The organism is Paenibacillus sp. JNU01, assembly GCF_059130585.1.
Map to the genome: position 1 here is coordinate 3368162 of NZ_CP169723.1, position 14096 is coordinate 3382257.

Annotated in this window: 9 protein-coding genes; 2 read left to right on the forward strand and 7 right to left on the reverse strand. The window is 50.7% G+C overall.

Features of this window, described 5'->3' with window-relative positions; genetic code table 11:
• The first annotated feature begins 2 nt into the window (after positions 1–2).
• Together NLBNIHML_RS14690 and NLBNIHML_RS14695 are read left to right on the forward strand one after the other, a co-directional pair.
• Entirely contained in the window at positions 3–3257 is a 3255-nt protein-coding gene (locus tag NLBNIHML_RS14690) for an efflux RND transporter permease subunit (protein ID WP_494354618.1), read from the forward strand.
• Between the two features lie 390 nt (positions 3258–3647).
• Positions 3648–5324, forward strand: coding sequence for a PucR family transcriptional regulator (locus NLBNIHML_RS14695; RefSeq protein WP_494354619.1), 1677 nt, complete (start codon positions 3648–3650; stop codon positions 5322–5324).
• A 6-nt stretch (positions 5325–5330) separates the two neighbouring features.
• On the opposite strand, the gene NLBNIHML_RS14700 is transcribed toward NLBNIHML_RS14695, so the two are convergent.
• The 7 genes from NLBNIHML_RS14700 to NLBNIHML_RS14730 all read right to left on the reverse strand — a co-directional run bounded on the left by NLBNIHML_RS14700 (position 5331) and on the right by NLBNIHML_RS14730 (position 14095).
• Positions 5331–5567 carry a hypothetical protein gene (locus NLBNIHML_RS14700; protein ID WP_421894170.1) on the reverse strand — a complete coding sequence of 79 codons (237 nt, stop codon included), beginning with the start codon at positions 5565–5567 and terminating at the stop codon, positions 5331–5333.
• Entirely contained in the window at positions 5567–7012 is a 1446-nt protein-coding gene (gene hydA / locus NLBNIHML_RS14705; RefSeq protein WP_494354620.1) for a dihydropyrimidinase, read from the reverse strand. The genes NLBNIHML_RS14700 and hydA overlap by 1 nt, the downstream gene beginning before the upstream one ends.
• Positions 7009–8304, reverse strand: a complete 1296-nt coding sequence (gene preA, locus NLBNIHML_RS14710; RefSeq protein WP_421894164.1) for an NAD-dependent dihydropyrimidine dehydrogenase subunit PreA — start codon at positions 8302–8304, stop codon at positions 7009–7011. Before preA ends, hydA begins: the two co-directional genes overlap by 4 nt.
• A 631-nt stretch (positions 8305–8935) precedes the next feature.
• Complete coding sequence (locus NLBNIHML_RS14715; protein ID WP_494354711.1) at positions 8936–10303, reverse strand: NAD(P)-dependent oxidoreductase; 1368 nt, start codon at positions 10301–10303, stop codon at positions 8936–8938.
• 117 nt (positions 10304–10420) lie between these two features.
• Entirely contained in the window at positions 10421–11302 is an 882-nt protein-coding gene (locus NLBNIHML_RS14720; protein WP_339238258.1) for a nitrilase-related carbon-nitrogen hydrolase, read from the reverse strand.
• 4 nt (positions 11303–11306) lie between these two features.
• Complete coding sequence (locus NLBNIHML_RS14725; protein ID WP_494354621.1) at positions 11307–12596, reverse strand: M20 family metallo-hydrolase; 1290 nt, start codon at positions 12594–12596, stop codon at positions 11307–11309.
• Between the two features lie 125 nt (positions 12597–12721).
• On the reverse strand, positions 12722–14095 hold the full coding sequence (locus NLBNIHML_RS14730) for an aspartate aminotransferase family protein (RefSeq protein ID WP_494354622.1): 1374 nt from the start codon (positions 14093–14095) through the stop codon (positions 12722–12724).
• Between the last annotated feature and the right edge of the window lies 1 nt (position 14096).

Sequence of the window (14096 nt, forward strand, 5' to 3'; positions counted from 1 at the left end):
GTATGAAAGGTATTATTAATTTTTCACTGAACAACAAGTTTGCGATCTGGATTCTGACAATCATCATCTCATTCGCAGGTTTGTACAGCGGATTGACGATGAAGCAAGAGACCATTCCGAACATCAACGTACCGTTTCTGAATGTCACTGCCATTGATCCGGGGGCTGCACCGGAGGGAATTGTTGAAGATGTCACGAAGCCGCTGGAAGTAAAGCTGCGGAATGTTGATGGCGTTAAGACGGTTACCTCCACGTCCATGGAGAATGCAGCATCCATCACACTCGAATTCGATTATGGAACAGATCTGACCAATGCAACGGCAACCGTTCGTGAGGCACTGAATGAAGTACAACTGCCTGACAGCGTACAGAAGCCGACCATTTCCAAGTTCAGCATTAACTCGTTCCCAGTTGTATCTCTAAGCCTGTCCGACAAGGACGGTGGTGACCTGGAACAATTGACACGACTGGTTGAATCGGATATTCAGCCTGCACTCGAAGACATTGAAGGTGTAGCTCAGGTTCAGGTGTCAGGTCAATATGTAAAAGAAGTTCAATTGAAGTTCGATCAAGCCAAAATGGCCGAGCTGGGCCTAACGGAAGACACGGTAAACGGCATCGTTCAAGGTTCATCCATTCGTGTGCCCCTGGGACTGTTCGAACTGGATAAATCCCAGAAAGCCGTTGTCGTAGATGGCAACATCGTCGACATCGATGATCTGAAAAACCTTGCCATTCCAGTCGTACCCGGCGGTGCCGGCGCTTCTGCAGGCAACGGCTCAAACGCAGCTCCACAAGGCTCTGGAGCACCAACAGGTGAAGGCTCCGCGGCTGGTGATGCAGCCCAAGGTACAGCTCCTGGCTCTGCACAAGGAACAGACCCTGCCGCAGGCCAAGCTGCTGGCGGTAACGCCAGTGTAGGTAGTCCTTCTGGTGCTGCCAATGCGCCTGGCATTCCAACTGTAAAACTAAGTGAAATTGCCAAGATCGAAGTCATCGGTCAAGCGGAATCCATTTCCCGGACAGACGGCAAGGAATCCATCGGTATTTCTGTTGTAAAATCCAACGATGCCAACACGGTTGATGTCGTGAATGCAGTCAAAGACAAAGCGGAAGAATTGCAGAAGCAGTTCAAAAACGCAGACCTGACTGTACTTCTCGACCAAGGTAAACCGATCCAGGACTCGGTGAACACGATGCTGGGCAAAGCTGTTTTCGGTGCTTTGTTTGCCATCCTGATCATCTTGCTGTTCCTGCGTAATATTCGTTCAACCATTATCTCCATTATCTCGATCCCGCTCTCCTTGCTCATGGCATTGACTGCGCTCAATATCATGGATATTACCTTGAACATGATGACACTGGGTGCCATGACGGTTGCCATCGGACGGGTTGTCGATGACTCCATCGTTGTTATCGAGAACATCTACCGCAGATTAACACTCAAAGGAGAGAGACTGAAAGGCCGTGAACTGGTCCGCGAAGCAACGCGCGAGATGTTCATTCCCATTCTTTCTTCCACGATCGTAACGATTGCGGTATTCCTGCCACTGGCATTGGTAAGTGGTATGGTTGGTGAGCTATTCCTGCCATTTGCATTGACCATGGTATTCGCCTTGCTGGCATCCCTGATCGTTGCCATTACCATCGTGCCGATGCTTGCGCATTCCCTGTTCCGTAAAGGGCTGAAGAACAAGCAGAATCACGAAGAAAAACCAGGCAAAATGGCGGAAGGTTACAAACGCCTGCTGAACTGGACCCTGTCACACAAACTCATTACGGTCAGTATTGCAGTGATCCTGCTGGTCGGCAGTTTGTTCCTGTACCCATTCATCGGTGCAAGCTTCTTGCCGGAACAACAGGATAAATATGTGACAATTACGTACAACCCGCAAACCGGAGCTTTGCGTGAAGATGTAGAAAAAGAAGCACTTGTTGCCGAGAAGTGGTTGCTGAAACAACCGGGTCTGGAGAAAATGCAATATTCCATCGGTGGAAGCAATCCACTGAGCAGTATGGGTGGCGGTGGCGGAAACTCAGCGCTATTCTATATTGAATATAACGAAGATACGAAGAACTTTACTCAAGTGAAGGAACAGCTTGTCGAAGGTTTGAAAAAAGAAGTTACCGTAGGAACCTGGAGTGAGCTCGACATGTCCGGCGGTCTGGGTGGCAGTGGTCTGAGCCTATCCATCTATGGCGATAATGTAGAGCAACTCAAACCTGTATCGGACGAAATTCTGAAACTGGTTGAAGCGGATACGGATAATTTTGAAAAAGCAGACACAACACTAGCTGACACCTACGGGCAGTATACGCTCGTGGCAGATCAGGAGAAATTAAGTTCCCTGGGCTTGACTGCAGGCCAACTGGCTATGGCATTGAGCCCGGCACGCGAACGTCCTGTGCTCACGGAAGTTGATATTGATAACAAAACGTATAAAGTATATGTAGAAACCGACGATAAAACATTCAGCAGCATTAATGAGATTGAGGATGAAACCGTCACTTCACCGCTTGGCATCGAAGTACCGATCAAAGATGTTGCCAAAGTGGAAGAAGGTACATCCCCGAACTCCATCATGCAAATTGACGGTAAGGTTGTTGTACAAGTGACAGCCAACATCCTGGCTTCGGATGTAACGAAGGCTTCAAATAACTTACAGGCTGAGATCGACAAGTTGGATCTTCCTGACGGCGTTGAAGTGAAGTTCGGCGGTACAACCGAACAGATTAATGATACCTTTACTCAGCTTGGTCTCGCCATGCTGGCAGCTATCGCCATTGTATACTTCGTGCTTGTTGTAACATTCGGCGGCGGTTTGGCACCATTCGCCATCCTGTTCTCCCTGCCATTTACGGTGATTGGTATTATGGTAGGTCTGTTCATCGCTGGGGGTACGCTTGATGTCTCCGCCATGATGGGTGGATTGATGCTCATCGGGATCGTGGTCACCAACGCCATCGTGTTGATCGACCGAGTTATTCACAAGGAAAAAGAGGGTATGCCTACCCGTGAAGCTTTGCTGGAAGCCGGTGCAACTCGTCTGCGTCCAATTCTGATGACCGCTCTCGCAACGATTGGTGCCCTGTTGCCATTGGTTACGGGCCTCGAAGAAAGTGCAGGGATCATCTCGAAAGGACTCGGAATTACCGTAATCGGCGGTCTGATCAGCTCCACGCTGCTTACGCTGGTTATCGTACCGATTGTGTATGAGTTCCTGATGAAATTCAAAAAGAAAAGAATTGAAGATTAATAAGTAGAGAGTTGTTCTCATATAACGGTTCGAGTACAACTTCGATACAGACTATACGTTCTAACCTCTTGCCCCTTAGCGCATATTGGAATGATTGAATTCCGATGTAATGCTAAGGGGCTTTTTTATGTAAATTCAAACGAGATATTGACCTTCAGAAACATAGACCTCGCTCTCATTGGAGTAGAGAACGCGTCACATTGAATGACATAGAAACATATCTTTTTAATCAAAATTACAAAAAGAAGAGACCTATTTGTCATTTAAAACAAATGAACGTGAGATTTCAGCCCATCTCCTGTAAATCGACTTATAATATGGATTAATTATGCAAGTTAACGGATTCCAGCTCCAGATAGATCACATGTATTGGGGAAGGACGGTGGTTGTGTGGGGGAGACAACGCTTCATATTCAAGTCAGAGACATGTTAAAACGTCCCGTGTTTCGCAAGGCAGAGGTTCTGGCCAGTGATCGTGCGCTGGAGCGGTATGTTCGTTGGGTTCATATTATGGAAGTACCTGAGGTAGGGGACTTGCTCAATGGCGGGGAATTGGTGCTGACGACAGGCATTGGCTGGCAGGAAGGTGAGCAGCAAGGTCTGTCTTTCCTGCGTCAGTTAATTGCACGCGGGGCTGCCGGACTCTGCATGGAACTGGGGGATCACACCAAGTCGCAGCTCGGTGCCATGAAGGAAATTGCAGTGGCAGCGGATTTCCCGTTGATCTGGTTCCACGAACAAGTCCGTTATATTGATATTACACAAGACCTGCATTTCACCCTGATTCGCAGTCATCAGCGGATGATCGCCGAACTCGATAATCTCACCACCTCGTTTAACCAACTTCTTCTGAATGGAGATGGCGTACAACCCTTACTTCGATTGCTATCACGAACAACCGGATGTGCCGTGGCGTTATACCCACTTGAAGGGGAAGCAAGTAGCGTTCCCTATTGCTCGCCAGAGCAGCTGGAGACTCGGCGGCAGGATTGGTTTTTGCAGCGAGGACGATCGAATCAAGTAGATATTTCGAAGGAAGCCCCACTAACCAGGAACGCTTGCCATCTATTCTATCTGCCTGTTCAGGCGTTGGACTACACCTTTGCCGACCTTGTGCTGATGCACCAAAAACTGCCGGAGCACGATTCAAATATACCTGTCAATCCCTCGGATGAATTCGTCATCCAGGCACTGGAACGTTGTGCAGCAGCGATTGCCCAAGACTGGATGCGAACCAAATACATGGAAGAGAAACGTCGCTACAAAGAAGATATGTGGGTCATTGACTGGCTTAACGGACATCACTCCACGAAGGAAATCCATGAATATGTCTCCACGGTCAATCCCCTTCTTGCAACGAGCAAAGCGAACATCATCCTATTCGACAGTAACCCCTCATACACAGACAGTCTCAGACTCCAGAAGATATTAATCCAACGCAACATCGTCGCCCGTTCCGTGTTCGCCCGGGAGAACTTCACCCTCTACAGCACCGTTCTGAACCACCAGATCATTCTTATCATTCTCGACCCACTACCTGGATCTCAGCGCAAAAGCAGTCTCTGGCGCTGCATTGAACAATTGCAGCAGCACGAGCAGGAACAGACCCATCGTCTCTTCTCAGGTCTGTTCGCTATCGGTCATAGCTGCGCGAATCTCTCCCGTCTAAAGGAAAGCCTGGAATCCGCAAAAGAGACACTGCGGATTCAGAAGGATATCGGCGAGATGCAGCAGCCCTTTTACAGTAATCTTCATTGTTATCGCATCATTGCCAACATGAAGCAGAGCGGTAATCTGGAAGATTTTATTGAAGAATATCTGGGTCCTCTTATCCGTTACGATATGGAGAAAGGAGGCCAATTACTGCGCACACTCAAGCAATATTTCGTATTATGCTGTTCCAAGCAAGAGACGGCTACCGCTCTTTATATTGTCAGACAGACACTCTATCACCGTTTGGACAAAATCGAAGCGCTTCTGGGAGAAGATTATATCCTCCCCGAGAAACGAGTTGCGATTGAGCTCGCGATCTATGCTTATGAGTATGTTCATGGCCCCTTAGGTTGATCTGTTCTAAGCAATTCCAGCTCCCCGCTGCTCCTGAAGCTGGCGAATCAGGATATGACTGAACCACTTTCGTCCAGATGCTGTACCCACGTATTGCTCTTGTTTCTCCTCGGGAAGATCCGGGTGCCCCCATATCACGTGAGCACCCTCCAGATGTTCCCGTACCGCATAGATCCGATACCCCTGCGCAACCATTCGCTCGATGGCGATCCTCTCGGCCTCAAACACATCATGATCCGACATCAGCTTATCCCTCCATTCACTGCCGCCACAGGCTGTTTCAATGGTATGGATACACCTGCATCATATTTGTTGCGCTTCACATATTGCCCTGCTCCCGCTGTCCCGGCATACTGCCGATCTCGAATGACATACTCCCCACGGCACAACACCGTCACCGGACACCCCTGTACCTGCATGCCTTCAAATGCACTGTAATCAACATTCATATGATGCGTATCTGCCGAGATCACCCTGTTTACAGAGGGGTCAAAAATAACGATATCCGCATCTGTCCCTACAGCCAGAGTCCCTTTCTGCGGAAACAATCCAAATAACTTACTTGCTCTTGTCGAACATAGATCAACCCATTGATTGAGCGTAATCCGCCCTTTGACTACACCTTCCGAATACAGAATGCTGAGTCGATCTTCAATGACAGGCCCCCCGTTCGGAATTTTGCTGAAATCATCCTTGCCCAGGTCCTTCTGCCCTTTGAAATTAAACGAGCAATGATCAGAGCCAATCGTCTGCAACTGACCGCTTTTCAATGCGTTCCATAGTACTTCCTGATGCGCTGCTTCCCGCAGCGGCGGTGACCAGACATACTTTGCACCCTCGAAGTCTGGCTGATCCATGATCGACTGATCCAACGTCAAATACTGAGGACAGGTCTCCCCCCAGATTCGGTAACCCATTTCACGCATACGCGCGATCTGCTCCACAGCCTCCGCACAGGTCACATGCACCACATACAACTGTGAATCCGCAAGTGCAGCCAGTCGTGCTGCTCGGCCTGTCGCTTCTCCCTCCAGCATGGATGGACGAGTCAGTGCATGATGAATTGGTTCCGTGCGCCCTTCGGCGAGTGCTTGTCGAACCAGCAGGTCGATAACATCCCCGTTCTCGGCATGCACCATGACGAGTGCGCCATACTCTTTTGCCTTTTGCAACGTCTGGAAGAGAATCCCGTCATCGGCTTGAAACTGGTTTTTATACGCCATGAACACCTTAAAGGATGACACACCCTCTTCTTCAATGATCTGCGGCAACTCCTCCAGCACCTGATCATTCATCTCCCCAATCATCAGATGGAAACCATAGTCGATGGCGGCTTTACCCTCGGCTTTGGCATGCCATTCCTGGAGGGATTCGATTAATGGACGGCCTTTTTGTGTCAGGCAGAAATCAATAATCGTCGTTGTACCGCCAAAGGCTGCCGCTGTTGTTCCCGTTGCAAAATCATCCGCCGTTACTGTTCCACCGAATGGCATATCCAGATGTGTATGCGGGTCGATACCGCCCGGAATAACGTAACAGCCGGCTGCATCCACCATTTCCGTTCGTTCGTCAGGCACCAGTCCGATGCCAATCTGTGTGATTTTACCCTTATCAATCAAAATATCTGCTTCAAAGGTATCTGACGCTGTCACCAACACACCGTTACGAATCAATTTGCGGGTACTCATGATATCGCCTCCTTGGTTGATTGATCTCTGACCGATTGCAGCATGGCAATCGCAGACTGACGTTCATTCCAGGTTACAGGTTCCTGCTCTGGCACAAGTTCAATCATCTCAATCGCCCCATCCACCGGGCACACGATCGAACACAGATTACAGCCTACACAATCCTCCTCCACCACTTCCAGATAGGAACCGGACGGGTCGGTCAACATGTCAATACACTGGTGCGAGGTGTCCTCACATGCAATATGGCATTTGTTGCAATTAATGCAGACATCGCGGTTAATACGAGCGACCACTTTGTAGTTCAGATCGAGATTGCCCCAATCCGAATATCGCGGAACCGTCTGGCCTACCAACTCTGCTACGCTGCTCAGACCCTTCTCATCCAAATAATCGTTCAGGCCATCAATCATGTCCTCCACTATGCGGAATCCATGATGCATCGCTGCGGTACATACCTGCACCCCTGTAGCGCCCATGAGCAAAAACTCTGCCGTATCCCGCCAGTCGGATATGCCACCAATACCCGAGATTGGCACACCCACCTCCGGATTACGTGCGCACTCGGCAACCATGTTCAGTGCAATGGGCTTCACGGCTGGGCCACAGTATCCACCATGAGCTCCTTTGCCGCCCACATGTGGTACGGTATTCCACGAATCCAGATCCACACCTGCCAGGGAGTTAATCGTATTGATCAGGGAGATCGCATCTGCGCCGCCGCGGACAGCTGCCCGGGCGGTTGCCGTAATATCCGTGATATTCGGCGTGAGCTTCACAATCACCGGTGTGGTCGCCACTTCCTTCACCCACATCGTCTGTAGTTCGACCAAGTCAGGTTGCTGACCAGAGGCGGCTCCCATACCACGTTCAGCCATGCCATGCGGGCAGCCAAAGTTCAGTTCCAGACCGTCGACGCCGACGGCTTCCACCTTTTTCACAATCTCATGCCACTTCTCCCGCGTAGGCTCCACCATCAGCGAAGCGACAACCGCGCGATCTGGGAAGCGTTTCTTGGTCTCGGCAATCTCCCGCAGATTCACTTCCAGCGGACGATCGGATATCAATTCAATATTGTTAAACCCCGCCACCCGCTGTCCGCCGAAATGAACCGCCGCAAAACGCGAGGATGTATTGATAATGGGCTCACCCAGTGTCTTCCACACCGCGCCACCCCAGCCCGCTTCGAACGCACGCTGAACCTGATACCCCGTATTGGTCGGTGGTGCAGAAGCCAACCAGAATGGATTGGGTGATCGAATACCTGCCAGATTAATGGATAAGTCAGCCATAACGATCCCTCCTTGGTGTTTGACCTTATTAGTTACACTGAACAATCCGATGACAGAACAACCTACCGATCGCTGTTATTCCCAGATTTTTTTGATTCCTTTTCTAAAGGGAAAATCCGGGAATAAAGGCGAGCACTTCGTTTCTTCAGGTCCTTTCTGTCCTCTCCGTTTCGTGTAAATGTTTAGTACAATGTATACCGTTGTATTGGATATTTGGTCGTGCTCAGGATCTCTGCGTAGTAACGGTGTTGCTGGATAGCACTTGTAATCTAACGAACCGTACACCTCTTATTCGACTCATTTGCGGCACTTTCAAAATCTAACGAATCGTAGAAAGCTTATATTGCTGTAACAGCTCATTTCGGCTTTATTTCGACGGTTTTTTGTCAACATAAGACGTGTGAGATTCGTTAGATTTTTCAAGCCTCCATAATTGCCACTATAAGGTGTGCAGGGTTCGTTAGCGCGTCAGGGATGCGAGAATGCGAGGGTTCGATGCATACCAGACATCTTGCTCAGATCTACACCTCATCTCTCTAGCCATCCCTAGCGTCCTCCCACCCGTACTCTTTCCTCTCACCCTTTCATTGACACTTTCCGTGCTCTTTATTTCCCTTTTCTTCCTCACCACTTACGCCGTCTCTTCCACCTGCCCAGGCAATGCCTTCATGACTGCGGCGGCGGCCAACTTACCCTGCTGGGCAGCCGAGACAACCATCGCCTCACCCTGGCCCTGACCAAAAATAACATCTCCTGCCGCATAGATCTGAGGATTCGAGGTACGATACGTATGCGGCTCAATCTCGACAACGCCCCAGTGATGACGCAGTCCAAACGCTTCGATTAATGGTAATAAACGATGCTGTCCAATCGCCCGAATGACCGTATCACATTCAATCATGAACTCCGATCCCTCCACGGGCACAGGCAATGCACGCCCACCTCCAGGCGGAGTAATCAGTTCCATTTTCACACATTCTACAGCCTGAACCCGACCGTTCTCGTCTCCGATAATACGCTGCGGCATTGTAAACCAGCGGAACTCCACACCTTCCTGCTTGGCAAACGTATATTCAAACGCATACGCCGTCATCTGGCTTTCCCCGCGCCGATATAACATCTGCACCCGCTCGGCACCCAGACGCACCGAACAGGTCGCTGCATCTACCGCCGTATTGCCCGCGCCAATCACGGCGACCTTCAGACCATTCAGTGCCGGCGGAACACCCTGCTTCGTAGACTCCACCAGTTCAATCGCATCATAGACACCTTCCAGTGTCTCTCCTTCAATGCCCAGCATGGGCACCGATCCCATGCCGCAAGCCAGAATGACCGCTTCATGCTGCTCCAGCAACTGCGTAGCAGGAATATCTACACCAATGCACACCCCGTAACGGATCTGCACACCCAGTGCTTCCACCTGCTCCACTTCCCATAACGCAACCGATTCGGGCAGACGGAAGGATACGATGCCGTACGTGTTTAGCCCACCGCCTTTGGGTTTGGCTTCATAGATCGTCACCTCATACCCTGCGCGCCCCAGTTCACTTGCCGCCGACAGTCCAGCTGGCCCCGCTCCCACAACAGCGACGGTTCTCCCATTGGCAGGTGCCGCCTGGAATAACGGCTCATTCTTCGCCCGCGCCCAGTCGGTGGCGTAACGCTGCAAATCACCAATGCGAATCGGCTTCGACGATTCATGTAGCACACATGCGCCTTCACACAGTTCCTCTGTGGGACAGACACGTGCGCAACTGGCTCCAACCGGATTCGCATCCATGATGGTGCGGGCCGATCCTTTCAGGTGCCCTGTTGATATTTTGCTAATAAAAGACGGGATATTAATGTCGGTTGGACAAGCCTTGATACAAGGTGCATCGTAACAGTACAGACAGCGGTTCGATTCCTCCATCGCTTCCTTACCTGTCATGGCGGGTTTCATCTCGGCAAAACGACTCTCCCACCCATAATCGGATAACGTTGTTCCTGAGCTGTTCATCAATGTCGTGCACCTCCTGGAGAATGATCTACGCTATCTCAAACTCAAACAAACTTGCGTGCATTATACGTTCCACCCCGCTGACAGAATCACTTACCGATCACGTGTTGCCGCTTCCTACAGACTAACCAGATGTTCGTACGTTTCCGGCCTGCGATCACGGTAGAACTGCCATACATTACGTACCTCACGAATCATCTCCGTATCCATCTCGCCAATGACGACCTCATCCTGATCCCTGCTGCCGATGGCAACCATCCTGCCTCGTGGATCGACCAAGTACGACTGCCCATAAAATTCACCCATATTCCACGGCGCTTCCACGCCGACCCGGTTGATGGCTGCCACATAATAACCGTTAGCTACTGCGTGAGCGGGTTGTTCCAGTTTCCACAGATATTCCGATGTACCTGCAACCGTAGCAGATGGATTGAACACAATCTCCGCCCCTGCCAGCCCGAGCAATCGTGCCCCTTCCGGAAAATGACGATCATAACAGATGTACACGCCAACTCTGGCGTAAGCTGTATCAAATACCGGAAACCCGAGGTTGCCTGGTTTAAAGTAATACTTTTCCCAGAACCCATTCGTACCCTCACCTGCTTCCACATGCGGGATATGATGTTTGCGGTATTTGCCCAGATACGTACCATCTGCATCAATAACGGCTGCCGTATTGTAATACGATGCAATGCCCTCCACCTCGTACACCGGCAAAATAATCACCACCGCAAGCTCCTTCGCCAGCTCCTGAAAAAGCTTGGTCGTAGGTCCTTCCGGCACGGGTTCAGCGGATGCATACCATTTGGGATTTTGCTCTGTACAAAAGTACGGCCCATAAAATACTTCCTGCAATCCAATGATCTTGGCCCCTCTTGCAGCCGCTTCACGGACCAACCTAATGTGCTTCTGGATTGCAGCCTCTTTGTGAACTTCAACGGGAGCCGAACCTTCAATCTCATGTGATGCCTGGATTAATCCGATGCTGATTTTTCCCATATCGTCACAACGCCTCCTCAGGTAAAATGGTTGGTTGGTTCACTCCACCACACATCCTTCGAATGGTTCGATACAGCACTTCCGTGCCGAGTCCAATATCCTCCGGAGAGGAATATTCGTTGGGATGATGACTGATGCCGTCCTTGCTGCGGACAAAGATCATGCCATAATCACACACACGTGAAAGGGCCAACGCATCATGGAACGGACCACTCATCAGTTCTGGCAAATTAACCCCGACCTCTTCCGCAGATGAACGAATCACCGATTGGATTGACTCTGCACAATACCTAGGCTCACTGTTCGTATCCTCGGTCAGCGAATACGTTAGACCATATCGGGAACTCACGTCATCCAAAATGTTCATCAATCGGGCTTCCAGCCGGTTCCTGCGTTCCATCTCCATGTCTCGTAAATCAACCGTGAAGCTGACTTCCTCCGGGATGATATTACGCGAATCCGGAAACACCCTCAGACTTCCTACCGTACCTACTGTTGGAGCTTCCGGGTCTTCTCTCACCATATCGTCAAAAGCGGAAATAACTCTGGCGCTGCCTGCCAGAGCATCATGCCGCATGCCCATCGGAACAGAGCCGGCATGACCCGCCATACCTTTCATCGTAACCGTAAGCCACAGCGGACCCGAGATGCCGGTCACCAGACCTATCGGAGCATTCAGCGATTCCAGCACTGGCCCCTGCTCAATGTGCAGCTCCAGATAACTGCCTATGGAATCTGGCGGATAGATCGCTTCTTCAAAATCCGAAGGAGAACAGCCGAAGGCTTCCAGCGCCTCCCGGCGAGTCACACCGTTTTTATCCTGCCGCTCCAGTTCGCCTTCTTCCAACTGACCGGTTATACCACGTGAACCGAACAGGCCTTTGTTAAAACGGGAACCCTCTTCATCGCAAAAAGCAATCACCTCAATCGGCATACGGGGCTGAATGCCATTTTCGATCAGGCATTGCACTGCTTCGAGTGCGCCGAGCACACCAATCGCTCCATCATATCGACCGCCATACGGCTGAGAGTCGATATGGGAACCAATCATGAGGATCGGCAATGCCTCATCCGCACCTTCCAGACGACCAATCAGATTGCCGAAGGGGTCAAGTCGCGTCGTCAGACCGGCCTTTTCCATCCACAGGCGAGCCTGTATGATGCCGTCCATATCTTCTGGGGTCAGGGCAAGTCGACAGACGCCCGTCTCTGCGATTCGCCCAATCTGTGATAACTGCTCAATTCGCTCATTCAACCGAAGCTGATTGATGAGTTTGCCTGTTGTGGTCTGCATCGTCCCTCACCTCCTTGTGCATTGTTATCACATCATGTGTTGAAACACTTTATTTTGCTTAATTTTGCTTGCCAACACTTCTGTCGTACTTGTCGTACATGTGTGTTCTCATCCATATCCAGTTACTAACTCGCATCCAGACTTCGCAACGCAACGAACAAACTTCCAGCGATCAGATCCAGTTCTTCCTCCGTGGTGACAAACGGCGGGGAGATCGTCAAAATATTCGCAAACCCTGGCACGGTATCTCCGTTCTTGCCGATCAGAATGCCATCACGCTTACAACTGGCGAGCACCTTCATTACTTTATCCGCTTCCGCAGGAGACCCGTCTGCTTCAATCAATTCCACCCCACAGGCGAATCCGAATGAACGGATATCCCCCACAATGGACAGCTCCAGCAATGGTTCCAGCTTCTCACGAAGCAGGTATCCCAGTTCCTCCGCCCGGCTGACCAGATTCTCTCGTTCCAGAATTTCCAGATTCGCCAGCGCTACCCGACAGGACACCGGATTCCCACCAAATGTATTCACATGACGAAAATGCGCATCTGTTCCGGGTTCCCGGAACGTGTCATACAGATCGGCTCGCACCGCCGTTGCGGATAGCGGTGAATACGCACTGGTCATGCCTTTTGCCATCGTCACCATATCTGGCTGTATACCATAGTTCTGATGACCAAACTTCTGCCCCGAGCGGCCAAAACCACAGATGACCTCATCGACAATGAGTAGCACGCCATAGCGCTGACAGATCTCTTGCACGGTGCGCATATAATCCGGCGGAGGAACAATCATGCCACCTCCAGTGATCACCGGCTCCATAATCACTGCGGCAACCGTCTCAGGACCTTCCCAACGAATCACCTCTTCATAGATGGTTGCACACTCGAGTCCGCATCCATCCTTGTTTCGCCCAAACGGGCAGCGGTAACAATACGGTGGTGGAACATGAGAGAAACCTACGCCGAGCGGTTCATATTTGATCTTGCGGGCGGCTTGCCCGGTGGCGCCCAGTGCCCCCATGGAGTTACCGTGATAGGCACGGTGACGGGAGATGAATTTGTGCCGAGTAGGCTCACCATTCTGATGGTGATACTGACGGGCTATTTTGAAAGCCACCTCATTCGCATCTGAACCCGAGTTGGAGAAGAAGATTCGATACTCCCCCTCCAACCAGTCATTCAGCTTCTCTGCCAGCAAAATCGCCGGTTCGTGACTCTGCGTCATCGGTACATAAGCGAGGGATTTCATCTGTTCGTAGGCACTTCTCGCAATTTCCTCACGGCCATGCCCTACATTCACACACCATAGTCCAGACATCGCATCCAGATAACGTGTACCATCCTGATCGGTGATCCAGCTGCCCTCCCCACTTACCGCAATCATCGGATGATCGTTATGAGGTGAGATGTGATGCCATACGTATTTACGATCCTTCTCCAGCCATTCTTCCTTCGTACCGCCAAGCGGCTGAGGCTGCTGATTCACAGAACTCATT

What these genes read in the sequence shown, in the direction of transcription:
- NLBNIHML_RS14720 (WP_339238258.1), bottom strand. Translation starts at nt 11,302, where the DNA reads ATGGGAAAAATCAGCATCGGATTAATCCAGGCATCACATGAGATTGAA.
- NLBNIHML_RS14690 (WP_494354618.1), top strand. Translation starts at nt 3, where the DNA reads ATGAAAGGTATTATTAATTTTTCACTGAACAACAAGTTTGCGATCTGG.
- NLBNIHML_RS14725 (WP_494354621.1), bottom strand. Translation starts at nt 12,596, where the DNA reads ATGCAGACCACAACAGGCAAACTCATCAATCAGCTTCGGTTGAATGAG.
- NLBNIHML_RS14715 (WP_494354711.1), bottom strand. Translation starts at nt 10,303, where the DNA reads ATGAACAGCTCAGGAACAACGTTATCCGATTATGGGTGGGAGAGTCGT.
- NLBNIHML_RS14730 (WP_494354622.1), bottom strand. Translation starts at nt 14,095, where the DNA reads ATGAGTTCTGTGAATCAGCAGCCTCAGCCGCTTGGCGGTACGAAGGAA.
- hydA (WP_494354620.1), bottom strand. Translation starts at nt 7,012, where the DNA reads ATGAGTACCCGCAAATTGATTCGTAACGGTGTGTTGGTGACAGCGTCA.
- NLBNIHML_RS14700 (WP_421894170.1), bottom strand. Translation starts at nt 5,567, where the DNA reads ATGTCGGATCATGATGTGTTTGAGGCCGAGAGGATCGCCATCGAGCGA.
- preA (WP_421894164.1), bottom strand. Translation starts at nt 8,304, where the DNA reads ATGGCTGACTTATCCATTAATCTGGCAGGTATTCGATCACCCAATCCA.